This is a genomic window from Pseudomonas sp. P1.31, assembly GCF_001269815.1.
GTDB classification, from domain to species: Bacteria; Pseudomonadota; Gammaproteobacteria; order Pseudomonadales; family Pseudomonadaceae; genus Aquipseudomonas; species Aquipseudomonas rustica.
On record NZ_LHVN01000029.1, the window covers coordinates 12773 to 36156 of the forward strand.

23 protein-coding genes are annotated in these 23384 nt (G+C 59.0%); 17 read left to right on the forward strand and 6 right to left on the reverse strand.

Features of this window, described 5'->3' with window-relative positions:
• The first annotated feature begins 9 nt into the window (after positions 1-9).
• The 3 genes from AD669_RS18330 to greB are packed head-to-tail and all read left to right on the forward strand — an operon-like array spanning position 10 to position 3729.
• On the forward strand, positions 10-693 hold the full coding sequence (locus AD669_RS18330) for an ABC transporter ATP-binding protein (RefSeq protein ID WP_053122305.1): 684 nt from the start codon (positions 10-12) through the stop codon (positions 691-693).
• A complete protein-coding gene (locus AD669_RS18335) occupies positions 693-3197 on the forward strand; it encodes an ABC transporter permease (protein WP_053122306.1) in 2505 nt (834 codons plus the stop codon). The genes AD669_RS18330 and AD669_RS18335 overlap by 1 nt, the downstream gene beginning before the upstream one ends.
• 34 nt (positions 3198-3231) lie before the next feature.
• The gene (gene greB, locus AD669_RS18340; protein ID WP_053122307.1) at positions 3232-3729 is read left to right on the forward strand and encodes a transcription elongation factor GreB; all 498 of its coding nucleotides are present in this window, start codon (positions 3232-3234) and stop codon (positions 3727-3729) included.
• Between the two features lie 4 nt (positions 3730-3733).
• Here greB and AD669_RS18345 read toward each other — a convergent pair whose 3' ends face one another.
• The 4 genes from AD669_RS18345 to AD669_RS18360 all read right to left on the reverse strand — a co-directional run bounded on the left by AD669_RS18345 (position 3734) and on the right by AD669_RS18360 (position 5933).
• Positions 3734-4042: a hypothetical protein gene (locus AD669_RS18345; RefSeq protein ID WP_003226820.1), complete on the reverse strand. Its 309-nt coding sequence runs from the start codon at positions 4040-4042 to the stop codon at positions 3734-3736.
• A gap of 209 nt (positions 4043-4251) precedes the next feature.
• Positions 4252-5142, reverse strand: a complete 891-nt coding sequence (locus tag AD669_RS18350) for a pseudouridine synthase (protein WP_053122308.1) — start codon at positions 5140-5142, stop codon at positions 4252-4254.
• Between the two features lie 71 nt (positions 5143-5213).
• Positions 5214-5531, reverse strand: coding sequence for a transcriptional regulator (locus tag AD669_RS18355; RefSeq protein ID WP_053122309.1), 318 nt, complete (start codon positions 5529-5531; stop codon positions 5214-5216).
• 165 nt (positions 5532-5696) lie between these two features.
• Entirely contained in the window at positions 5697-5933 is a 237-nt protein-coding gene (locus AD669_RS18360) for a glutaredoxin family protein (protein ID WP_053122310.1), read from the reverse strand.
• A gap of 209 nt (positions 5934-6142) precedes the next feature.
• Between AD669_RS18360 and AD669_RS18365 the strand changes: the two genes are divergently transcribed.
• The gene (locus tag AD669_RS18365) at positions 6143-7855 is read left to right on the forward strand and encodes a monovalent cation:proton antiporter-2 (CPA2) family protein (RefSeq protein ID WP_053122311.1); all 1713 of its coding nucleotides are present in this window, start codon (positions 6143-6145) and stop codon (positions 7853-7855) included.
• On the opposite strand, the gene AD669_RS18370 is transcribed toward AD669_RS18365, so the two are convergent.
• The gene (locus AD669_RS18370; protein ID WP_053122313.1) at positions 7852-9060 is read right to left on the reverse strand and encodes an ammonium transporter; all 1209 of its coding nucleotides are present in this window, start codon (positions 9058-9060) and stop codon (positions 7852-7854) included. The genes AD669_RS18365 and AD669_RS18370 overlap by 4 nt on opposite strands.
• 307 nt (positions 9061-9367) lie before the next feature.
• Here AD669_RS18370 and AD669_RS18375 point away from each other — a divergent pair, with 307 nt between their 5' ends.
• From AD669_RS18375 to AD669_RS18400, 6 genes are all read left to right on the forward strand, one after another.
• Positions 9368-9682 carry a YqjD family protein gene (locus AD669_RS18375; protein WP_053122315.1) on the forward strand — a complete coding sequence of 105 codons (315 nt, stop codon included), beginning with the start codon at positions 9368-9370 and terminating at the stop codon, positions 9680-9682.
• Positions 9683-9684: 2 nt separating this feature from the next.
• Positions 9685-10071: a phage holin family protein gene (locus tag AD669_RS18380; RefSeq protein WP_008079909.1), complete on the forward strand. Its 387-nt coding sequence runs from the start codon at positions 9685-9687 to the stop codon at positions 10069-10071.
• A complete protein-coding gene (locus AD669_RS18385) occupies positions 10068-10406 on the forward strand; it encodes a hypothetical protein (RefSeq protein WP_053122317.1) in 339 nt (112 codons plus the stop codon). Before AD669_RS18380 ends, AD669_RS18385 begins: the two co-directional genes overlap by 4 nt.
• Positions 10407-10529: 123 nt before the next feature.
• On the forward strand, positions 10530-11693 hold the full coding sequence (locus tag AD669_RS18390) for an EAL domain-containing protein (protein ID WP_053122319.1): 1164 nt from the start codon (positions 10530-10532) through the stop codon (positions 11691-11693).
• A 69-nt stretch (positions 11694-11762) separates the two neighbouring features.
• Positions 11763-13091 carry a deoxyguanosinetriphosphate triphosphohydrolase gene (locus AD669_RS18395; RefSeq protein ID WP_053122321.1) on the forward strand — a complete coding sequence of 443 codons (1329 nt, stop codon included), beginning with the start codon at positions 11763-11765 and terminating at the stop codon, positions 13089-13091.
• Between the two features lie 498 nt (positions 13092-13589).
• The gene (locus tag AD669_RS18400) at positions 13590-14891 is read left to right on the forward strand and encodes a site-specific integrase (protein ID WP_053122323.1); all 1302 of its coding nucleotides are present in this window, start codon (positions 13590-13592) and stop codon (positions 14889-14891) included.
• Between the two features lie 489 nt (positions 14892-15380).
• Here AD669_RS18400 and AD669_RS18405 read toward each other — a convergent pair whose 3' ends face one another.
• Positions 15381-15962 (reverse strand): recombinase family protein, encoded by a 582-nt coding sequence (locus AD669_RS18405; RefSeq protein WP_053122325.1) that lies wholly within the window; start codon positions 15960-15962, stop codon positions 15381-15383.
• A gap of 592 nt (positions 15963-16554) precedes the next feature.
• Here AD669_RS18405 and AD669_RS18410 point away from each other — a divergent pair.
• The 7 genes from AD669_RS18410 to AD669_RS18445 are packed head-to-tail and all read left to right on the forward strand — an operon-like array spanning position 16555 to position 23377.
• The gene (locus AD669_RS18410) at positions 16555-17049 is read left to right on the forward strand and encodes a hypothetical protein (RefSeq protein WP_053122327.1); all 495 of its coding nucleotides are present in this window, start codon (positions 16555-16557) and stop codon (positions 17047-17049) included.
• Positions 17046-17264: a hypothetical protein gene (locus AD669_RS18415; RefSeq protein WP_053122329.1), complete on the forward strand. Its 219-nt coding sequence runs from the start codon at positions 17046-17048 to the stop codon at positions 17262-17264. Before AD669_RS18410 ends, AD669_RS18415 begins: the two co-directional genes overlap by 4 nt.
• Before the next feature lie 33 nt (positions 17265-17297).
• Complete coding sequence (locus AD669_RS28485; RefSeq protein WP_156316173.1) at positions 17298-18212, forward strand: hypothetical protein; 915 nt, start codon at positions 17298-17300, stop codon at positions 18210-18212.
• A gap of 6 nt (positions 18213-18218) precedes the next feature.
• Positions 18219-21623 (forward strand): hypothetical protein, encoded by a 3405-nt coding sequence (locus tag AD669_RS18430; protein WP_053122335.1) that lies wholly within the window; start codon positions 18219-18221, stop codon positions 21621-21623.
• Entirely contained in the window at positions 21620-21874 is a 255-nt protein-coding gene (locus AD669_RS18435) for a hypothetical protein (RefSeq protein WP_053122337.1), read from the forward strand. Before AD669_RS18430 ends, AD669_RS18435 begins: the two co-directional genes overlap by 4 nt.
• On the forward strand, positions 21867-22415 hold the full coding sequence (locus AD669_RS18440; protein WP_053122339.1) for a hypothetical protein: 549 nt from the start codon (positions 21867-21869) through the stop codon (positions 22413-22415). The genes AD669_RS18435 and AD669_RS18440 overlap by 8 nt, the downstream gene beginning before the upstream one ends.
• Complete coding sequence (locus AD669_RS18445; RefSeq protein ID WP_053122341.1) at positions 22412-23377, forward strand: hypothetical protein; 966 nt, start codon at positions 22412-22414, stop codon at positions 23375-23377. Before AD669_RS18440 ends, AD669_RS18445 begins: the two co-directional genes overlap by 4 nt.
• Positions 23378-23384 lie beyond the last annotated feature (7 nt).

Consider the following 23384-nt stretch of genomic DNA (forward strand, 5'->3'; position numbering starts at 1 on the left):
GGATTCTCCATGGGCTCAAGCATTCTCACCGCGAAGAACCTCAGCAAAGTGGTTCCCAGCGCGGAAGGTGAACTGACTATCCTGCACGAACTCAGCCTGGAACTGAACAAGGGCGACAGCCTGGCCATCGTTGGCGCGTCCGGTTCCGGCAAATCCACCCTCCTCGGCCTGCTCGCCGGCCTCGACCTGCCGAGCAGCGGCGAAGTCATCCTCGCCGGGCAAAGCCTGAGCAATCTCGATGAAGACCAGCGCGCACGCATTCGTGCCGAGCACGTTGGCTTCGTATTTCAGTCGTTTCAATTGCTCGACAGCCTCAATGCGCTGGAAAACGTCATGCTGCCGCTGGAACTCGACGGCCGCAAAGACGCGCGTGAGCGTGCGAGCGAATTGCTCCAGCGCGTCGGCCTTGGCCAGCGCCTGACCCACTCGCCGCGCCAGCTCTCGGGTGGCGAGCAACAGCGTGTGGCAATTGCCCGAGCGTTTGCCGCCGAGCCTGATGTGCTGTTCGCCGACGAACCCACCGGCAACCTCGACAGCCACACCGGCGAGCGCATCAGCGACTTGCTCTTCGAGTTGAACAAGGAACGCGGCACCACCCTGGTGCTGGTGACCCACGACGAACGCCTGGCCCATCGCTGCCGGCGCCTGATCCGTCTTGAAGCCGGGCTGTTGGTCGCCCCTCTGGAGCCTTGATGGCACGTTTGCCGCTGTTGCGTCTGTTCAGTCTCGCCATTCGCCAATTAATGCGCGATGCCCGCGCCGGCGAATTGCGCGTGTTGTTCTTTGCATTGGTGGTGGCCGTGGCGGCCAGTACCGCCATCGGCTACTTCGGCGCACGTTTGAACGGCGCGATGATGTTGCGCGCCACCGAGTTTCTCGGCGCCGATCTGGTGCTTGAAGGCAGCTCACCGGCCCGCGAGGAGCAAATCAAAAGCGGCACCGAGTTGCGCCTGAATCATGCGCAAGTGGTGGAGTTCTCCAGCGTCATCGCCACCGATAACGGCATTCAGTTGTCGAGCATCAAAGCCGTCGATCGCGCCTATCCATTACGCGGTGAACTGAAAAGTGCACCGGCACCCTTCGCGCCTGAAGACATCGGTGGCGAACCGCAGCCCGGCGAAGCCTGGGTCGAAGCACGCTTGCTGACCGCACTGGATCTGAAGATCGGCGACAGCATCGACGTCGGCATGAAGACGTTGAAGCTGACCCGCATCCTGACTTACGAACCGGATCGCGCCGGCAACTTTTATAGCCTGACCCCACGGGTCCTGATCAACCTCGACGACCTCGCCGCCACCGGCGTGGTGCAACCGGGCAGCCGGGTGAGTTATCGCGAACTGTGGCGCGGCGAACCGCAGGCGCTGGAAACCTATCGGCAACTGATCAAACCGGGCATTGCGGCCAATCAGCGCATTCAGGATGCCCGCGACGGTAACCGGCAAATTGGTGGCGCGCTAGGCAAGGCTGAACGTTATCTGAACATGGCCAGCCTGGTCGCAGTGCTGTTGGCCGGCGTTGCAGTGGCATTGTCGGCGAACCGTTTTGCCAGTCGCCGTTTCGATGCCAGCGCGTTACTGCGCTGCCTCGGACTGTCGCGCCGGGAAACCATGCTGCTGTTCAGTATTCAACTGACCGTACTTGGCTTGCTCGCTGCCCTCAGCGGTGCGCTGCTCGGTTGGCTGGCGCAGTTGGGCTTGTTCGCGCTGCTGCATGATTTGTTGCCGAGCGATGTACCTGCGGGCGGATTGTTTCCGGCGATTGCCGGGATCGGCACCGGGCTCGTAGCCTTGGCCGGTTTCGCCCTGCCGCCGCTCGCAGCACTGGGTCGCGTACCGCCGCTGCGAGTTCTGCGTCGCGACATGCTGCCGATTCCGTCGAGCACCTGGATGGTTTATGGCGTGGCACTCGGCGCGCTCGGCTTGATCATGTGGCGCTTGAGTCTGGATCTGCTGCTGACATTTGCCTTGCTCGGCGGCGGTGTGGTTGCCGCGCTGGTGCTTGGCGGCTTGCTGCTCTTACTGCTGAAAAGTCTGCGCCGGATGCTCGCCCGCGCTTCGTTGCCGTGGCGCCTGGGTCTGGGGCAGTTGCTGCGTCATCCCTTGGCCGCCGCCGGTCAATCGCTGGCCTTCGGTTTGATCCTGTTGTCGATGGCGTTGATCGCGCTACTGCGTGGCGAACTGCTCGACACTTGGCAAAACCAGTTGCCGAAAAATGCCCCTAACTACTTTGCCCTGAACATTCTGCCCGCCGATAAACAGGCGTTCAGCGATCACCTGATAAACGTGTCAGCCCAAGCGGCGCCGCTTTATCCGGTAGTGCCGGGCCGACTGATCAGCATCAACGGCGATCCGGTACAGCAGATCGTCAGCAAGGATTCGGCGGGGGATCGTGCGATACAACGCGACCTGAGCCTGACCTGGGCTGCCGATTTGCCCACCGGTAACAAAATCACCGCAGGGTCATGGTGGAGCGGACAACCGTCGGACGACGTACCCGGTGTGTCGGTCGAAGGTAAAGTCGCAGAGAGCCTGAAACTGAAGCTTGGCGATCATCTGGTGTTCACTGTCGGCGGGGTCAATCGTGAAGCGAAGGTCACCAGCCTGCGCGAGATCAACTGGGATAACTTCCAGCCGAACTTCTTCATGATCTTCCAGCCGGGCACCTTGAAAGATCTGCCAGCGACCTACCTGACCAGCTTCTATCTGGCGCCGGGTCATGATCAGCAGATTGTCGAGCTGTCGCGCGCCTTCCCGGCGGTGACCATCCTGCAGGTCGAAGCCCTGCTCGAACAGCTGCGCAGCATCCTCGCCCAAGTTACCTTGGCCGTGGAATATGTGTTGTTGTTTGTTTTGGCGGCCGGGATGGCGGTGTTGTTTTCCGGCCTGCAAGCGACGCTGGATGAACGTATTCGCCAAGGCGCGTTGTTGCGTGCGCTGGGCGCGGAACGGCAATTGCTGATCAAGGCGCGGCGCATCGAGTTCGGTTTGCTCGGCGCGGTCAGCGGTTTGCTCGCGGCCATCGGTTCGGAAGTGGTGAGTCTGGTGCTCTATCGCTACGCCTTCGACCTGCCGTGGCATCCGCATCCATGGTTGTTGGTGCTGCCATTGATAGGCGCGGCGCTGATCGGTGGCGCCGGTGTGTTCGGTACGCGCCGGGCGCTCAACGCAAGTCCACTGACAGTGTTGCGCGAGGGTTGATAGACTCCAGCGGACTTAACCACAAGAAGTTGCCATGAGTCGTTACCGCCCTCCCCGCCCCGCTGGCACCGCGCTGATCACCCCCGAAGGTGAAGCGCGGATGCGTGCCGAATTTCATGAGCTGTGGCATGTGCGTCGCCCGCAGGTGACTCAGTCCGTCAGCGAGGCTGCGGCGCAAGGTGATCGCTCTGAAAACGCCGAATACACCTACGGCAAAAAGATGCTGCGCGAGATCGACAGCCGCGTGCGCTTTCTGACCAAACGTCTGGAAGCACTCAAGGTGGTCAGCGAAAAACCCAGCGACCCGAACAAGGTTTACTTCGGTGCGTGGGTCACGATCGAGGACGAAGACGGCAAGCAATCGCGTTACCGCATCGTCGGCCCCGATGAACTGGATCTGAAACTCGGTTTGATCAGCATCGATTCGCCACTGGCCCGCGCCTTGATCGGCAAGGCGCTGGACGCAGAGGTGCGCGTGCAAACGCCGACCGGAGAACAGTTCGTCTACATCGTGGCGATCGAATATCTCTGAAAAGTCAGCGGCGGGTGATCAGGCCTTGCCGCGCAACGCGGGTCAGTTGCTTGATCATTTCCGGCGCGTCTTCCGCGCTTGGCGCCTGAATCACTGCCAGATCAAAACTGTCACTGGCAAACCGCGCCAGCGACTCGCCGTCTTCGACAAACTGGATCAGGAATGCGGCAGGGCCGCCGCTGCGGCGTGGCCAACCATCGAGATAACGCAACAGCGTCGGCTGATGTTTGCCGCCAAGCAGGATTTTCGGGTTGCGTTGAGTGATATGCGCGGTGATCGGCGCGGGACGTGCAGGAGGGCGTAGTGCATTCATTGGTCGTGTCTCTGCCTCAAAAGTCTGCATGGCAGGTGAGAGGCAACACCGAACCAGCGCTTTAGCGGTATTTCGAAGCCCTGTTCTGGCTTCTGACGGCAACTGTTGAAGTCACCTGGCGCCCCGCAAGTAGCTGTTTAAATCGGCGCATAAACACATGCTAGATAACGTGACCGTACAGTGTCAAGAATCAGCAGCTATAAGCGACATCACCACTGCAAGGTGATGCGGCTTTCGAATTCGCGCTCCTCGCCAGTGACCGGGTCGATGAAGCGCAGGCCCTGCGCCAACAGTTTCAACGGATTGGCGTAGTCATCTTCAACGTCTTTCAACACATCCGGGTAAAACGGATCGTTGCAGATGCTCGCGCCCAATGCGCTCATGTGCACACGCAGTTGATGTTTTTTGCCGGTGACCGGGTACAGGCCATAGCGCCACAGATCGCCGTTCTTCTCGCGAACTTCGACCGCCGTTTCCGTGTTGCTGACGCCCGGCCCTTCCTGCATGCGGAAAAACGGCTCGCCATCGACCAGACGACTTTTGTGCACCAACGGGAAATTCAGCTCAGGCAGCGCTGGCGCGATGGCTTCGTAGCGCTTGTCGATCTGCCGGGTCGGGAACAGTGACTGATACGCCGAGCGCGTTTGCGGATTAGCCGAGAAGATCACCAGCCCGGCGGTGTGCCGGTCGATGCGGTGCAGCGGCACCAGATGAGGATTGTCCAGACGCCGAATCAAGCGTCGCAGCAACGTCTGTTCGACGTACTCGCCAGCCGGGGTCACTGGCAGGAAATGCGGTTTGTCCGCCACCACCAAGTGTTCGTCGGCGTAGAGAATCGACTCGACCACCGGGATCGGTTTCTCGTCCGGCACTTCACGGAAGTAGTGAATGCGCAGACCTTCCTTGTATGGCAGATCCACCGAGATCGGCTGACCATTACCGTCGAGCACCCGACCACGGGCGATACGATCCAGCCACTGCTCACGGCCGATGGCCCGGAAGTGCTCGCACAAACAATCAAGCACCGTCGACCAGGAACCCGGTGGCAGATACAGGGTGCTGGCCTGATTGTGTGCAGCGGAAAATGGAGATATGGACATACGAAAATTCTAACCCTCAGTGCAGGCCGGCATTATCCAACACTGAGGGAAACGAACCTAGCGCAGAATCCTCACGCCGGAATCGACTTGAGCGCCGCCGCCTCAGTGAACTCCTTGAGCCAGCGCAACACCTCGACCGCCTCCCAGCGACCCGGGTCATACAAGGCGTAGAGCAAGCCCTGATAACCGACTACGTCGAGTTGCTTGTGATAACCGGCACGCTGAAACAGCGCCTCGATCTCGGCAAAGCACGTATTGAAATGGACTTTATTGAAGGGCGTCTTGCCTTCCGTGACCAAGCCGTCGAGGCGCAATTCGGCGACGGCCTCGCGCACCACGTCAACCGACATCCGGTTCACGCTGTTCTTCAACTGTTCGACATTGACCACGGTTCATCCCTCTGACGTCCGGCTCACCTGCTCACACCCTGCAAAAAACACAGAAAGCAGCAGGCCAACCCAATTACTGTATGAACATACAGTAACCGAATATTTGGCAAACTGCCAAGGAATGGATGCGCGGTCGCGACCGGCGGGGAGGATGCAGAAAACCGACTATTGAAGGAACGCTACAACCTGATCAGCATTGAACGGCCAGCCCAACTCCGCGCCGGTGTCGACGCGGCGCAGCACTGGAATGCGCAGGCTGTAAGCCTCGAACCACGACTCGTCGTCAGCAATGTCGACCAGTTCAACCAGCAAACCGTGCTCGACAAAAGGCATCAGCTCGGCTTCGGCCAATTCGCACAAATGGCATCCAAGGGTGCCGAACAGCTGACATTCAGGAGGCATGATGGGCTCGACCACAAAAAGAGTGCGCCTATTCTAGGCCGCAGCGCAAAACCCGTCGACCCACCGCCGCCCAAAGGCTTGAGCCTTTCCGACAGCGCTTGCGCGCAAAACCCTGATGCAAATCAGTCCGCATAAATCGCAATTACGTAATCCTCCCGCTCTTTTTGCCTCTACGCTTGAACAGCCAGAGCCTGACATCGGAGTGTCTAGTGTTTGCCAACCTGTTGATCATCCTCGCCTCGTCCCTCGTGGTGATTGCCCTGTTCCGCCGTCTGCGATTGCCGCCGGTGCTGGGTTACCTATTCGTGGGTTTGCTGGTCGGGCCGAGTGCGTTCGACTGGGTCAACGAGAGTGAGCATCTGCCGGACGTGGCTGAATTGGGCGTGGTGTTCCTGCTGTTTTCGCTCGGGCTGGAATTTTCTCTGTCGAAGATGATTGCGTTGCGCCAAGTGGTATTCCGGCTGGGCAGTCAGCAGGTGCTGATCAGCACCGCGCTTCTGGGTCTGATCCTGATTTTGCTGGGCATGCCGGTGACGCCCGCTTTGTTGCTCGGCGCCGGGCTGTCGTTGTCGTCCACGGCGATTGTCACCAAGGAACTCGGCAGTCTCGGCGAAGTGTTCAGCAGCCACGGCCAGAATGCGGTCGGCGTGTTGCTGTTTCAGGACGTGGTGGCGGTTTTGCTGCTGACGCTGGTGCCGGTGTTCGCCGGCAGCAGCGCACAGGCCTGGTACTGGGCCCTGCCGCTGACGCTGGCGAAAACCGTGGTGCTGTTTGTCGGTCTGCTGCTCGCCAGTCGCTGGTTGCTGCCACGGCTGTTTCATGAAGTGGCCGCTTCGCGCTCGGCCGAGTTGTTCGTGCTGCTGGCGCTGGTGATTGTGCTGCTGACGGCATGGCTGACGCACTTGCTTGGTTTGTCCCCTGCCCTCGGCGCGTTTCTCGCCGGCATGTTGCTCGGCGAGAGTCATTACCGGCATCAGATCGAAGCCGATATCCGGCCATTCCGCGACATCTTGCTCGGGGTGTTTTTCGTCAGCATCGGCATGCTGATCGACCTGCAACTGTTTGTCAGCGATGGCTTGCTGATTCTCGGGCTCACGGTCGGTTTGATGGTGATCAAGGGGATCGTCGTCGCGCTGCTGGTGAAGTGGCGCGGTAGCGATAGCGAAACCGCGTGGCGCAGCGGTCTCGCCTTGGCCCAGGGCGGCGAGTTCTGCTTCGCGCTGATGGCGCAGATGCAGCAAAGCAGTCTGCTGCCGGAAAGGCTCGGCGCCTTGCTGCTGGCGGCGACGTTCTGCTCGATGGTGCTGACGCCGCTGCTGTTACGCGCCGCACCACGCATCGCCGCCGCCCTGCACCGCAAGCCAAATCAGGAAGCGCAGATCGAAGAAATCAGCGCGCTCAACGCTGACCTCGACAAGCACGTGGTGATCTGTGGCTACGGTCGTGTCGGCCAATCCATCGGCCGCTTCATGCGCAACGCCGGACAACCGTTCATTGCTTTGGACAATGATCCGGTTCGCGTTCAGGAAGCGGCCTCTGGCGAGAGCGATGTGCATTATGGCGATTCCGCGCGCGGTGATCTGCTCACCGCCGTCGGCCTGTTGCGCGCCCGCTTATTGGTGATCGCCGTCGATCAAAGCGATGTCGCCCTGGGCATTCTTAAAGAAGCGCGCCGACTCAACACGCACATACCGATTCTGGTGCGCACCCGCGACGACAGCCAATGGAGTGAACTGAAAGCCGCCGGCGCCACCGAAGTGGTGCCGGAGCTGCTGGAGTCGAGCCTGATGCTCGCCTCACACGCGTTGATCATGCTCGGTCTGCCCGCACATCAGGTGCAGGAACAGGTCGATCAGGTGCGCATCGACCGCTATCGCCTGTTGCACGGTTTCTATCCCGGTGCCGACGATGAAGAAGCCTAGTCCTGACTCACCGCGCCAATCTTGTGCAGCGACAGATCGGCGCCGTAATACTCTTGTTCCTGACTCAGGCGCAGCCCATGCAAGGCCTTGATCGCGCCGTACACGACAAAGCCACCGATCAGTGCCACCGCAACGCCGAGCGCGCTGCCGAGCAACTGGCTGATCAGGCTGACGCCGCCGAGTCCACCGAGCGCGGTCTGGCCGAAGATGCCACAGGCAATCCCGCCCCATACGCCACACAAACCATGCAACGGCCACACACCCAACACGTCGTCGATACGCCATTTCACCTGCGCGGCGGTAAAGCACCAGACAAACAGTGCACCGGCAATCGCGCCGGTGACCAATGCGCCCACCGGGTGCATCAAGTCGGAACCGGCGCAGATCGCCACCAACCCGGCCAAGGGGCCGTTGTGCAGGAAGCCCGGGTCATTGCGACCGACGATCAACGCCGCCATGGTGCCGCCAACCATCGCCATCAACGAGTTGACTGCCACCAGCCCACTGACGCCTTGCAGCGTCTGCGCGCTCATCACGTTGAAGCCGAACCAGCCGACAATCAGAATCCACGAACCCAGCGCCAGGAACGGAATGCTCGACGGTGCAAACGCCACCAAGCGTCCATCGCGATAACGTCCATTGCGCGGGCCGAGCAACAACACCGCCGCCAGCGCCAGCCAGCCGCCCATCGCATGCACCACCACGGAACCGGCGAAGTCATGGAACGGCGCGCCGAACTGCGCCGTCAGCCACGCTTGCAGGCCATAGTTACCGTTCCAGATCATCCCTTCGAAAAACGGATAGATGAACGCCACGATCAGTGCCGTCGCGCACAACTGCGGAACGAAGCGCGCGCGCTCGGCAATGCCACCGGAAATGATCGCCGGGATCGCCGCCGCGAAGGTCAGCAGGAAGAAAAACTTCACCAAGCCATAACCGTGATCAGCGTTGAGTACCGCCGCCGGTTGCATGAAGGTCACGCCGTAAGAGAGCCAATAGCCTATAAAGAAATAGGCCAGGGTCGAGACGGCGAAATCGCTGAGGATTTTCGCCAAGGCGTTGACCTGGTTTTTCTGGCGAACCGTACCGACTTCCAGAAAGGCGAAACCGGCGTGCATCGCCAGCACCATCACTGCACCGATCAAAATGAACAAGGTGTTGGAACTGTGCACCAGGGTGTCCACAGCGCTTTGCAGATTTTCCATAAGCAGGCAGACCTAAAGGCGAAAAAGGCACCAAAGCGGTTCATGCGGGCATTTCATGCACCAAGTTGCGACCACGCAGTCACTGAAGGGATTTGTCCAGTGAACTGCTTTGGCGCACGAGGTCGATGTCCTGACACGTACCGGGATTATTTGAGTTAAGGTTTTCCAGCGCGCACGCCCGGCAACAGCGCACAGCGACCGGGCCACGCACCACGAGATAGCAAAAGTTGTACCAGTCATTTGTACTGAACCTTCGCGCAAGGCTCATACTCGAACGCATCAGAAAGCCAACTACGGAGATCCACCCATGGCCAGCATCAAGGCAAAGACTGCTCAAGAAATCCTGATGAACGACTTCCAGACACTGGTCGCCGACACCGAACGGTTGCTCGAGCACACCGCCACCCTGGCCGGCGATCAGGCAGATGAACTGCGTGAGCAGATCCACGACAGCCTGTTGCGCGCCCGCGAGACCCTGAAGCTGACCGAAGACACCCTGCGCGAACGCGGTCAGGCTGCGGTTTCCGCTACCGAAGACTACGTGTCGGCCAACCCTTGGCAATCGGTGGGGATCGCCGCTGGCGTCGGCTTCCTCATTGGCCTGCTGGCCACTCGGCGCTGATCATGTCGATCGGTGAATCCGGCCCGACAGCGGGCACCGCCTCCTCCACGCGGCGTCTGGGCGCCGCCGTTCTCGGTCTGCTGCACAGCCATGTCGAATTGTTCGGCATCGAATTGCAGGAGCAGAAATCACGTACCGTCAGCCTGTTGCTGTTCGCAGGCTTGGCGCTGGTCTTTGCCCTGTTGTTGCTGGTGGGTTTATCGACGTTGGTGATGATCATCTTCTGGGACACCTATCGTCTTGCCGCGATCATTGGCCTGTGCGTCTTTTACACCCTGGCCTCGATCTTCTGCGGGCTACGCCTGAAGGCCGCGATCTTCGATGAGTCCTCACCCTTCCACGGCACGCTCGAAGAGCTGGCCAACGACCGGGAGCGCCTATTGCCATGAGCCTGCCTCAACTTCCGCACAATGGTTCGCGACGGGAAATGCGCAAGGCACTGATCCGTCTGCGCATGGAAATGCACCGTCAGGAAATCCGCCACGAAACCGCACAAGTGCTGCAACCCCTGCAGCGCATGCGCGGCATGACGCAAAATCTGCAAGGCGGCTTCGGCATCAAACACGCCCCGTTATGGGGTGTGGCGGCGGTAACGCTGCTGGGTTTCATCACCGGCAAAGGCGCGAAAAGCGGCGGCGTCGGTGGTCTGACCCGTCTGATCCGTCTCGGCACCAGCCTTGGGCCATTGATCAGACTGGTCATGCAAAGCTCTGGCAAACGCTGAACTGACGCATCTGGCTACATTCTTGCAACACCGGCGGGATGAACCTCTTATCCAGAGGTTCAATCCTGCACGCCTACCCGGTCGGCAGGGTTCAACCAGAACAAGAACGACTAAGGAGGCCCCGTGATCGACGGGCAACCGCTCGCCTGCTTTCAGCCTTTTATCGATACTGCCACCGGACGCATTGCCGGCGTTGAAGCATTGGGCCGCCTGCGTCAGGCTGATGGACAACTGAATTCGGTCGGGCCGCTTTTCGCCGACCCGCGCGTGCCGGCCATCGGCCTGCGCCGCCTCGACCGGCAGATCCGTGACAACGCCTTGAGCCGTCTGCATGAAGCGCCGGCAGACTGGTTTCTCAGTCTGAACATGTCGCCACGCTGGATCAGTCGTCTGCGCCCCGACCAAGCCTTGCCCAGCCTCAAACAACTGGCCCGGCATGGCGTCGATCCGCAGCGCATCGTTTTCGAAATAACCGAATTGGGCGGCAATAGCCAACGCCTGGCCGAAGTGGTCGCGCGCTATCGTCAGGCCGGAGCGCGAATCGCCATTGATGACTTTGGCGCGGGCTATTCGCAGCTTGATCGAGTGCTGGCCTTGCAGCCAGACATCCTCAAACTCGACATGCGCCTGTTCCAGGCGGCCGCGTTGGGCGGGCCCAGCAGTGACGTGGTCAAAGCGCTGGCACAGATGGCAGAAAAGACCGGCTGCTGGATCATCGCCGAAGGTGTCGAGACCGAAGCGCAGCTGAATTTTGCCTTGGAGTGCGGCTCGCGCTACGTGCAAGGTTTTCTGTTCGCACGTGCCCAGCAAGACTTCTTCCCCGCCGATGCGTTTGTGCAACGCTTCGCTGAACTTCGCCAACGCTATGTCCGGCAGAAACTCAACGAACGCGGGCGATTGATGCAGATGCGCCAGCAACTCAGCGAGCTGATGATGATCCTGCAAACCTGGGCTCAAGCACGCGCGCCCTTGGCTGCATTGCCGCAACTGGATGCCTTTCCGTGGCTGCTGCGGTTTTACCAATGCGACCGCCACGGCACACAACTGACGCCCAATCTGGAATGGCGGCAGAACGGCTGGTTCGCCGACAACCGCTATCTGGGGCACAACTGGTCGTGGCGCCCGTACTTCTATCATCTGCTCGCCGAAGGCTGGGAAGAACGCCGTCTGACCCTGTCGAACACCTACCGCGATGCCACCAGCAACCAGTACTGCCTCACCGCCGGACAGTTTTTCGACAATGGTGAACGACTGCTGCTGATCGATATTGATGCGGCGGGACTGTAGTTCCGCTTGCAGGCACGGGGCTGAACCGGGAAGCTAGGGCATCAGTTATCCAGACGGAGAGAATCAGCCTTGGATTGGCAGACCCTGCTCAACCGCGAACGCCTCGGAAAGCCGCTGCACAGCCCGCAAGAACTCGGCCGCAGCCCTTTTCACAAAGACCATGACCGCATTATTTTCTCCGGCGCGTTTCGTCGCCTGGGCCGCAAGACGCAAGTGCACCCGGTCACCAGTAACGATCACATTCACACGCGCCTGACCCACTCGCTGGAAGTCAGTTGTGTCGGCCGCTCGCTGGGCATGCGCGTCGGCGAAACCTTGCGCAGTGCTTTGCCGGAATGGTGCGACCCCGCTGACCTCGGTATGGTCGTGCAATCGGCGTGTCTGGCTCACGACATTGGTAACCCGCCGTTTGGCCATTCCGGCGAAGATGCGATTCGCCACTGGTTCCAACAGGCCGCCGGACGTGGCTGGCTCGATGGCATGAGCGAGGCCGAGCGCGGAGACTTCCTCAATTTCGAAGGCAACGCCCAGGGTTTCCGCGTGCTCACGCAACTGGAATACCACCAGTTCGACGGTGGTACGCGTCTGACCTACGCCACCCTCGGCACCTACCTGAAATACCCGTGGACTGCGCGTCACGCCGATTCCCTCGGTTACAAAAAGCACAAGTTCGGCTGCTACCAGAGCGAATTGCCGCTGCTCGAGCAGATCGCTCATAAGCTAGGTCTGCCGCAAATCGAAGACCAGCGCTGGGCGCGTCATCCATTGGTGTATCTGATGGAAGCCGCCGACGACATCTGCTACGCGCTGATCGACCTCGAAGACGGCCTCGAGATGGAGCTACTGGAGTACGCCGAGGTCGAATCGCTGCTGCTCGGTCTGGTCGGTGACGACCTGCCGGAAACCTATCGCCAGCTCGGCCCGCAGGATTCACGTCGGCGCAAACTGGCTATCCTGCGCGGCAAAGCCATCGAACACCTGACAAACGCGGCGGCGCGAGCCTTCGTCGAACAGCAAGACGCCCTCCTCGCTGGCACCTTGCACGGCGATCTGGTGGAACACATGCACGGTCCGGCCAAACGTTGCGTGTTGAACGCCAAGGACATTGCGCGCAAAAAGATCTTTCAGGACAAGCGCAAAACCCTGCATGAAATCGGCGCGTACACCACGCTGGAAATCCTCCTCAACTCGTTCTGTGGCGCGGCGCTGGAACAACACAATGGCCGCACGCCGTCGTTCAAAAGCCGCCGCATCCTCGACTTGTTGGGCAATAACGCGCCGGATCCACAGGCGTCGTTACACAGCTCGTTTCTGCGCATGATCGATTTCATCGCCGGCATGACCGACAGCTACGCCAGCGACATGGCACTGGAAATGACCGGGCGCTCCAGTCATTGATCCGTTTGCACCCGACCGGCGCCGGTCGGGTGTAATCATTATCGAAGGTCTCTGCTAGCTATGATGCACCCTCTTTTGCGGCGCAATTCAAACAAATATTAAACACACTATAAAACCCCAGTTGCGACCCGCACTTGCAAAACACTCTGCGCAAACCCGTGACATTTGAAACAGCCCTTCCTTACGTCAAACCTAATCACCCGTAGTCCCATTCCCAAGTAATTGTAGGAATTATCCTATAACGCACCTAGAGCCATGTCCGCTCATACGAGCGTTCATACATCTGAGCTAAGGTGCGCGCTTTATTCGTGCTTGTATGGGATTTGATTATGAAGTCCAGAGGCTACGTCAGATTTCAGCCATTACGGTCAAAAACCCCGTAATTGCTGGGATATTTTCAACTTAACGATCTCAACATACCCCTTTTTTTCATTGTTCGCTAGAAAATTATGGGGTACTTTTGGGGTATCCACCGCATCCAAGCCCTTCGGATACCCCATGCACAAAATCACTAACCCACCCCTCCGACGCCAAGCCGACAGCGATGAAAACATCGCACTCATAATCAAGGAACTGCAGAAGCCCGGCAAATACTCCGAGGGAACTATCCGAGGTCTCTACCTGCAAGCAAGCCGCACTTCCCAGCTCTGGAGATTCAAGTTTCTACTGGACGGGAAAGAGGGCCTGTTCGCCATCGGTGCCTACCCGGACATATCGATCGCCAAAGCGCGAGAACTTGCACAGGAAGCGCGCACCGCTGTTGCCAGTGGCATCGCACCAAAGCGCGCCCGAGCGATCAAGGAAGAAGCGCAACGCATTCAGGAAGACTGGATCTTTTCCAAGGTCGCCGAGCAGTGGCTCGAATTCAATGCAGGCTTGGCACCGAAGACCCTGTCCGGCCACCGCGGAGCGTTGAAGAACCACCTGTACCCCGTCGTGGGCAACATGCCGGTGGCCGACATCACCGTCAGCCAGGTGAAGACAATCCTGGATCGCCTCGCCCACTCCCCCACCATGGCCCGCTACTCCCTGACCTTACTGCGCATGATCCTCGACCACGCCATGAACCACGAACTGGTCGACAAGAACGTGGCCGTGGGGCGAAGCGGACTGCTGAAGAAACACAAGACGGTGCACCGCGCCGCCCTTGAATCCCCGGTAGACCTTACCGAGTTCCTGCGCCGGCTGAACAACTTTGTTGCGTACAACGACAGCGTGATTTCAGCACTGTGGATGCTGGTACTGCTGCCGGTGCGCCCCGCCGAACTCGCCGCGATGAAGTGGGAACAGATCGACCTCGACAAGGCCGAATGGCGCTTCGTGGTGCCCAAGACCGGCCAACCCCTGATTGTCCCCTTGCCGACTCAAGCTGTCGGGCAATTGCGTGCACTTCAGGAACACAGCCGAACACTCAACAAGAAAGCAGTACCCAACACCTCTCCCTTCGGCAACACCGCCGCAAGCGAACAAGTCGAACCGCCGACCTGGGTGTTTCCTTCCGCATCGAAGTTCGGCGTGCCCATCTCCGCCGACACGCTACTGGTGCGCATACGCACAGGGCTTGGCTACGAGCGCGGCACCATCACCAGCCACGGCTTCCGCTCGACATTCCGCACCCTAGGACATGAGATTTTGAAACTCGACCCGATCGTCCTTGAACTGTGCCTGGGGCACCGCATGCCTGGGGCGCTGGGAGCCACCTACGCACGGGCACAGTTGCTGGATCAGCGGCGCGAAGCGATGCAGAAGTGGGCGGACTATATCGAGAGGCTATGGACAGAGGTCACTGGCTTGGCTTGAGTGTCGTAAATGACAGAGACGTAAGAGTGAATGCGGCAAAACTGGCTTTAGAGTCAGGAAAATAGCATAGCTTAGATCGATCTAAGAAATTAACTCTTAGGACTTTTTAGCACAAGGTGTGGAATTTTATTACCTGAGAGACTCCGATTATTAGGCTGCTGGCACAGGTGATAAAAATTTGGGAGGCTTGGAATAGAGGCTCTGGCACAGGGGGAATTATCCCTTTTATTACCTTTATTACTCTTAGTAGTAGTAGAAGTAAAAAGAAGTGAATGTACAGGTTTGTACAGGCTGTATATACGCCATAAAAGGCTAAAAGCGCTGGAATGCGTTTCAGGTAATAAAGGTCATAACGACTTTTGTGCTTACCGCTCTATTCCGGTGCTTTCAGCAAGTTATTAGCTCTGTATTACCCTAATACGGAGCTAATAGACGTTACCGGCTGGAAGAATAGACAGCCTGGGCCCTGATCAAAGATCACGCCGCGACTCACTCGGGAGCGTAATTCACCGCCCAGTGCATCGCGCAGAGACGCTTGATGGTCGACTCACTGACACCGAAATGTGTAGCTGTTTCCTTGATGCTCGCCGAGTTATCCCTGCGCCAGTCAGTCACCGTTCCACTATCAACGCTAGGCTTTCGACCCAGTGGTCGCCCTTCTGAGCGAGCGCGCTCGATCCCCGCCATCTGCCGAGCCTTGATATTCGATCGCTCTAGCTCAGCGACAGCTGAAAGCATGGTAAGCATCGCCTTACCTATGGGCTTTGAGAGGTCGAACCCCTCACGCTGACTAATGATGCTGACGCCTTTGCCCTGCAACATCTCCACTGTGCTCAGCACGTCCAGCGTGTCGCGACCCAAGCGATCCACAGCACTCACCAGCAGCACGTCGCCCTGACGGGCAAAGTCTGCAAGCGCTCTAAACCCTGGCCGCTCCAGCGCTTTCACAGCGCCCGACACACCGGAATCTTCGAACCATTTCTCGATGTTATAGGTGCTCCCGAGCGAATGTCGTTGCGCCTCTACAGACTGACCATCACTCGATACCCGTACATACCCTAGAAGCGCCATGCCCCTTCTCCCCGTGCTTTGTGGCTGGGTAGCTCACAATCTATAGCTCATATATAAATACCTAGCTCATAATAAATCAACACATTTGAGCCACCCTGAAACGCATACCCGACAGGTGGCTCATAAGGTGTACCTTTTGAGCCAGGCAAAATAGAGCACCCTCTTCAGATAACATGGTGCATCGCGCACAACAATTCATTGGTCGATGTCGTCAGGTCTGGCAGGAGACACGGCTGCTGGCTGGGCACCTAAAGGAAGGGTTGGGTGAGATATCAAGGGGGCGGGTGTGGGGGTAGAGTCCTTTTCGCGCCGCTCATTACACACAACAAGAGGAGACCGACGAAAGTTTCTTCCTGCAATCCTAAACCGTGAGAACTGAATTTTTCCCCCAAAAAATTCCCCCGTATTTTCATGGACTTAAGTCACTATTTTCCCTCCCCCAGCACGCAAGCCAGAAAATCTTTATCACTCTTTCATTATTTAGTCAATAGATATATTCATCCGTTCGTCGCGCGAAGCTATCGTGACGCCATCGTCGCCGATAAAATGACAAACATCGGAAAAAAGTTCGACCATTCGGGGGATTGGAAGAATGTTCAGCCAGCCGCTAGACCACACTCAAACCGCAGCGATTACGCTGAGCCAGCTCGCGGCTATTACAGGGCGAGACCCTTCCTACTTCAGCCTTCATAAAGACGAGCTGCCCGAACCTGTGCTGGTGCATGCCGGTACTCACGGACGCCCACAGAACGCCTACAGCCTCGAGCAAATTGCTGAACTGATTATCCAGCGCACTGGGCACCTGGACGATTCGGTCGTGAGGCTGCGTCTGGCTCTCTCCGGTCATCGCCCTCCCATAGAAAGGGATCGCGCCGCCATGCTCAAACTGAAGAACCTCAGCCTGTTCAGCATGTACGAAGTCGCCGGTGAATTAATGGTCTTGCCGAACGACCTTAGCGAGTTGTCGCCGAACCTCCAGGCGATAGTTCGCACCGCAATCGCCCAAGAACACGCCAATACCCGAGCGCGTCGCTGCGCTCGTCGTGAACTACACCGCTCCACCACTCCAGAAGGAAGCCAGCCATGACGTTTCTCGAAGCATTGCTCGACTACTACGACCCGACCAACCCGGCGCCTGTCGATCAGGAACTGGCCGCGGCTTCAGAGCGCACCATCTCCAGCGTGCTGAATTCGGTGGAAATAGCCGAGGCACAAGCCGCAGACATTACCTACATGGCCGGCTACGACCGCGTCATGGCAGAACTCACGGCTGAACGAGCCGGTGCTCATACATTGCATTAGTAACCGGGCGTTGCCCGACTGGGGGTTAGTTACATGGCGACCATCATGGAAATGCTCAACCAAGGGATCGGCGGACTGAACACCCCGATGGGGCAACTAGGTACGCAGCTGCTTGCCAATGCAGGCCCGCAACAGGGCAATCCCAGCGGCGGTGCTCGCCTCGGCCAAGCCTTGGCAGGCATGAGCGAAATGCAGCGGGCTCAGGCCCTTCAGCAGTACCGCGCCCAGCAGATTCAGTTGGCTGAGCAACAGCAACAGATGACCCTGCATCAGGCCCGCGCGAAGCAGGAGGCCGCGCAGCGCCAGCAGCATGCATTTGCAGACCCAAACCTGCAGGCACAGTTGGGGCCAATGGCGAAACAGCTTGCAGCGCTCGGCATTGACCCTGAAATAATCTTGAAAGCCAACAGCAGCGACGCCCTGCAGCAGCACCGCGCTGCGCAATTGCAGCAACAATCCAACCAGTTTGCCCAGCAGCAAGCCCGCCTGAGTGCAGGTGGCGGTAGTGGTGGGCAGCCGTCCGGGACGAAAACGCCCACGCCGCGCATGACACTCGATGAGCCATTGGGTGACGGCATGGTTCAGCGGCACAAGTTCGATGCCAGCACCGGCTCCTATGTGCCCTTCGGCCGGCCTTTCCGGCAGTTCGCCCCAACCAAATCAGATCCGATGCAGGCGCTGATGGGCGAAGTCATGCCCGACGATAACGCCGGAACGGGGACTGCTGTGCCTGGCCTTCCAGGCGCAGGCGCTTCTGCAATGCAGCCACCGGCCCGTCAAGGCGCGGAGCTGCTCACATACGGTGGCGCGAACCCAATGGCATCCAAGTCCGGGACTGCTCCAAGCCTGGCCAAGCCGACTACGAAGGCCGAATACGATGCACTGCCAGCGGGCTCACAGTACATCGACCCAACGTCTGGGCGTGTCGTTACGAAGAAAGGGCGGTAAACGATCATGGCCCTCAGCGCGTTCGGTGACGAGATCGACGACGAACCGGCAGCAATGCCGAGCCCCGCTGTGCCGCAAGCCCAAACTGCGCCCAAGGCGGTGTCGGCCTTTGGTGATCCACTCGACGATGACGACCAGTCGCCGGGCATTATCGACCAAGCTGAACAGTGGATCGACAAGTCCCCACTCGGCACGATTGGTCGTGATCTGGCTCGTGGTGGTGTGAGTACTGGCGACGCCTTGGCGGGCATCGCAGGTCTTCTGTCGGGAGGCAGGATTCCAAAGGCGCTTGGCTACGACTCAAGCGGCATCCGCCAACGCATCAACGCTCAGGATTCGCCAGAACAACAAGCTGCTCGCCAGCAGATGGATCAGGCTCAAGGCATTAGCGGGACTTTCCAGGCCTTGCGTGACAACCCCAGCCTGATCGGTCACATGGCTGTAGAGAGCGTCCCTTCCATGATTGGAGGTGGGCTGGCAGGGCGCGGGATTGCAATTGGATTGAAGGCGGCGGGTGTCGGTGCTGGCACTGCTGGCATAGTGGGTGCGGGGGCCGGCGAAGGAATTGTAGCGGCCGGGCAGCAAGCGGAGCAGACACGCCAGGCCACTGGCACGTTGACGCCCGGTCAATCCGGTCTCGCATTACTGTCAGGCGGTTTGACCGGATTGCTTGGCGCTGCAGGCGCCCGCATTGGGCGTAAGCTGGGCGTCGCAGATATCGACGCCCAAATGGCCGGCGCCAACGGTGCGGATGTGGCTAAAGGAATGGTCAATCGCGTACTCGTCGGCACGGGCATTGAATCGCTTGAAGAGCTTTCCCAGTCTGGCCAGCAGCAGATTCTGACCAACTTGGCCACAGACAGACCAGTGCTGGAGGGCGTGGATAAACAGATGGTACTCGGTGGCGCCGTCGGCGGTGCAATGGGCGGTGCCGCCTCTCTGCGTCGGCCAGTCGTACCGATGCCCATGCCAGCGCAACAGCAACAAGGCCTGCCACAAACCACCGATGCGCCGATACCAACAGCAGGCCAGGCAGCAAACGCATCGCCAGCCGTACCATCGGACTTGAACTCCCAAGTCGTCGCAGCTACGCAACTGCAGCAGGCACCTAAATCGACACCATTCGCTGGTAGCGTAGATATGAACCCGGTGCTCGATAATCTTGGCGTACAAGGCGAGCAGCGTTCGCGGACACTTGATCTCCTGCGTCCAGCAGAGGCGGACATTGAGGCGCGTCGGCGCGGCGTCGTCACGCTCGAAGAACAGCGCAGACTCGCTCGACTGATTGGCATTGAGGGCTCAGACGGAAAGATCGACAACGTGTTCTCACGCAAGATCGGCAAGGCTTTCAATGCGGAAGAAATAATCGCATTGACGGACACCGTCAGCGACCGCCTGAAATCTGTGCTCGAACAGCAGTCGCAGATCACCAGCGGCCAAGCCAACGATATACAGCGTGCAGAGTTCGTACAAAACATAGCGGATCTGCAAAACACTTTCGGCGCGCTTGCAGGCGCCCGCGCAGAATCGGGCCGGGCACTTGCAGCGCAGCGCCGTCAGGTATTCGACTATCGCCAAGCGCAACACATTCTCGAAGGTATAGGCGGTGTCCAAGGAGCCGATGATCTAGCGCTTGCCTTGAACAAAGCAGTCCAGAGTGGCGGTGTTGCCAATGCGTCCAAGCTGATCGCCAGTCGCAAACCAGGCCTGTTCGATTACTATTACCGTGCGGCGCTGCTGAGTGGTGTCCGCACTCACGCCGTTAACATCCTCAGCAATACGATGACGCTTGGCAACGAAATGATTGAGCGCGGTATTGCTGCCGGGATCGGCGGGATGAAGCGCCTGGCCACAGGCAGTAAGTCAGGCGAGACGTTATTTGCGGAACCACTGGATCTGCTGATCGGTTCGGCCAAAGGAATGAACAAAGCAGGCGTAGCCGCGTACGATGCTTTCAAGTCTGGCGAGTCACCTATGCTGGGCGTCGGCAAGGCTGAATCCGGAGTCGGTATCAGGCCTACACAGGGCATCGCCGAAAAAGCGTTTTCGCTGCCGTACCGCGCTTTAGGGGCCGAAGACGCTTGGTTTGCAACGCTCAACTATGAAGGCGAACTGCGAACGCTTGCGCGCCACCAAGCTATGGCCGACAGGAAGTCCGGTGCAATTCCTCAGAACACCAAACTGAGTCAGCGAATCGAACAACTGGTGCAGAATCCAACGTCCGAGATGATCGAAAAGGCGGGCGAGCATGCCCGCACCAACACCTTCAATAACAAGGCCGGCGCGTTCGCTCAAGCGATCATGTCTGCGAAAGCCAAAGCGCCTTGGCTGAACATCATCGTGCCGTTTGTGCGCACCCCGGCGAACATCGTGAAGTTCGGCCTGAAGCGCACCCCGCTCGCCCCGGCTTTCGCAGATGTGCGGGCCGACATCAAGGCCGGAGGCACCAAACAGGAGCGCGCTATCGCCAGGGTGCTTTGGGGCACCAGCGTAATGATCGGTGCCGGGGCGCTGGCGCAGGCGGGATACATAACCGGCGCAGGCCCTGAAGACAAGGAAGAGAAGGCGGCGCTGATGGCCACAGGGTGGCGCCCGTACAGCATCAAGGCCGGCGACACTTACCACGAATATTCTCGGCTCGACCCATTTGCACAATGGCTCAGCATGGCTGCCGACTTGGCGACCACCGACTACCAGCACAAGGATGCAGGCGACATCGCCGCCGGCCTGCTCGGCAGCTTCGCCAACGCCACGATCAACAAGACCTATATGCAGGGTCTGTCGAACTTCAGTGAATTCCTCAGCGACCCGAAACGCAACGGCAGCTGGTATCTCCAGCAGCAGGCCGGCACCTTGGCGCAGCCGTTCACACTGCTGAGTAACATCGCCAGCGAAAACGATCCATACGGCCGTGAAACGAATTCTGTGCTGGATGCGATCAAGTATCGGGTACCGGGCCTGCGCCAGGATTTGCCGGTCAAGCTCGATCACTTTGGCGCCCCTGTTCCGAACCGTACCTACCCAGGCGGCCCGCTCTCCATCGCTGCACCTATCGCACAGTCGAAAGAGACAGCCGACCCTGTGCGCCTGGAAGCCGCCCGGATTGGTTGGGCGCCGGGCAAGACGCAAGACCATTTCACAATCAAGAAACAGCGCTACAACCTCAGCGACGATCAGATGAGTGAATTCAACGAGCTGGCTGGAAAACTGACCAGCAAGACGATGCTACGCGCCATGCGCTCGAAGGGTTGGGCTGCGTTGGGCGACGACGAAAAGCGCGACTTTCTGGATGCCGAACTGAAGAAGGCCCGCACCGCTGTGCGTGTTGCCTTCGTCCCATACCTGGCCAACGGCAACCGCCGCGCCGTCGATAACTTGCGCCGGCTGACCGGGCAACAGGAGGGTAAATGAGCACCAATCAGCAAGCGATCGAGGCCGCTGACACCGTGACAAAGGCGCGGGCTGACCTCGACGAACTGCTCCGTATCGAGCGACTGCTTGAAACCGAGCTACCCGCTGCTCGCGCTGCGCTTCAGGCAGCAGAAAAGAAGCTTCGCCAGGCCACTCGTCCAGACAAAAACGCTGCGCGCGAAGCCGAATTGAATCTGCTTCGCGCCAAGATCGCCAACGCCAGACAGTCCGAGGAACACGCTCATGTTTGACTTCAAACGGCTTGAACAACTTCGCCAAGAGGCAGAGCTCAACGGCATCAACTTCACCCGTGGGCACATCCGTGAGGCTCAAGGTGGCGGTTACACCGTGACCTTCGACGAACCATTGTTCGACTGTTCCCCTGTGCTTGCGTACGACGATGTGCCGACAGAGCGTGGTGCACGTACTGCAGGCAACGCTGAAGGTGAACTGCTGACCGGTTTGCTGCTGATCCAGCGTGCCGAGCGCCAGAAGTTACGAATTGGACGGTGCTTCGGACTGAGCGGAGAGCAGATCAGTCGTCGACCATTAACTGCTGCCGAGGTTGACGAATACCTGGCTGATCTCGAACACAGAAAGCAAGTCAGCAAGTTGCAAAAAGAACTGGCACAGGTATTGGAATCCAACGCCGCGAGCGCTGCTAACACAGCCGGTGTCGACGATCTGAAGGGGCGTTATGGTTTGGCTGGGAAGGCCCTACCGAAGCCACCTAAATCAACCCCGAGCGCCAAGATCCAGCGTGCGCCATCCCGTTCCGGAGCGAAGTCATGAGTGAAGAATTCGATATCAGCCAGACGATGGCCGCAGAACTCACCGATACGGTAGGTATGCCTGACGTGATCGACTCCGGCGACGAGTTGCCGGAAGGTCTCGACGCCGCCGTCGCGGAATTCGATCTGCATGCCGCTGAAAAGGATCTGGCGTTGCCTACTGACCTTGACGACACCCGCCAAGGCGCACTGGATCGTGAATCTGAGCAGGACGCCATTCGTCAAGGCAAACGCAAGGTGCCCATCGCTGCACTGCACGAAGAGCGCAGCAAGCGTCAGGCGCTCGAGCTGCAGCTACAGGTTCAAGCCCAGCAGTTTCAACAACTCCAGACCCAATGGCAGGCCACACAGCAGGCACAGCAGCAAGCTGCCGAACAAGCGGCCATTCCGGACTTTGATGAAGATCCTCGCGGGTACATCGAGGCCAAGGAACGTCAGTTTGCTCAGGCGCTTAATGAGTTGCAGAACGGCCCCGCTCAACAGCAACAGCAGATCCAAACGGCACACGCGCAGTTGCAGCGAGAAGTCGATGCAATGGCCCCTGTGCTTGTCGAAGTCGAGTCAAGCTTTATGGCTAAGCACCCGGACTACACCGAAGCTTTCAATCATGTGCAGCAGGATGTCGAGGCGAAGCTCCGGCAAATGCACCCTCAAGCCGATCCTGCACAGTTTGGCCTGCTGCGGAGCGCAGCGTTGGTGGCTTTCACGAAGCAGTGCCAGGCCAATGGCGTAAACCCTTGTGAGCACATCTACCAGCGAGCACAGCAGATGGGTTTCAAAGCTGCGAGCCGTGCACCCCGTAGAGAGCCCCCAACCAGCCTGTCCAATGCACACGGTAGTGCTCGCGCCCCAGATGAAAAGAGCGGTGTCTCCGCGTCTGAAATCAGCAGCATGAGCGAGGCCGAGTTCGACAAGTTCTGGGCAGGCATGAAGCGCGGCTCGGCCATTGGGCCGGCGTTTTGAGGAGGGC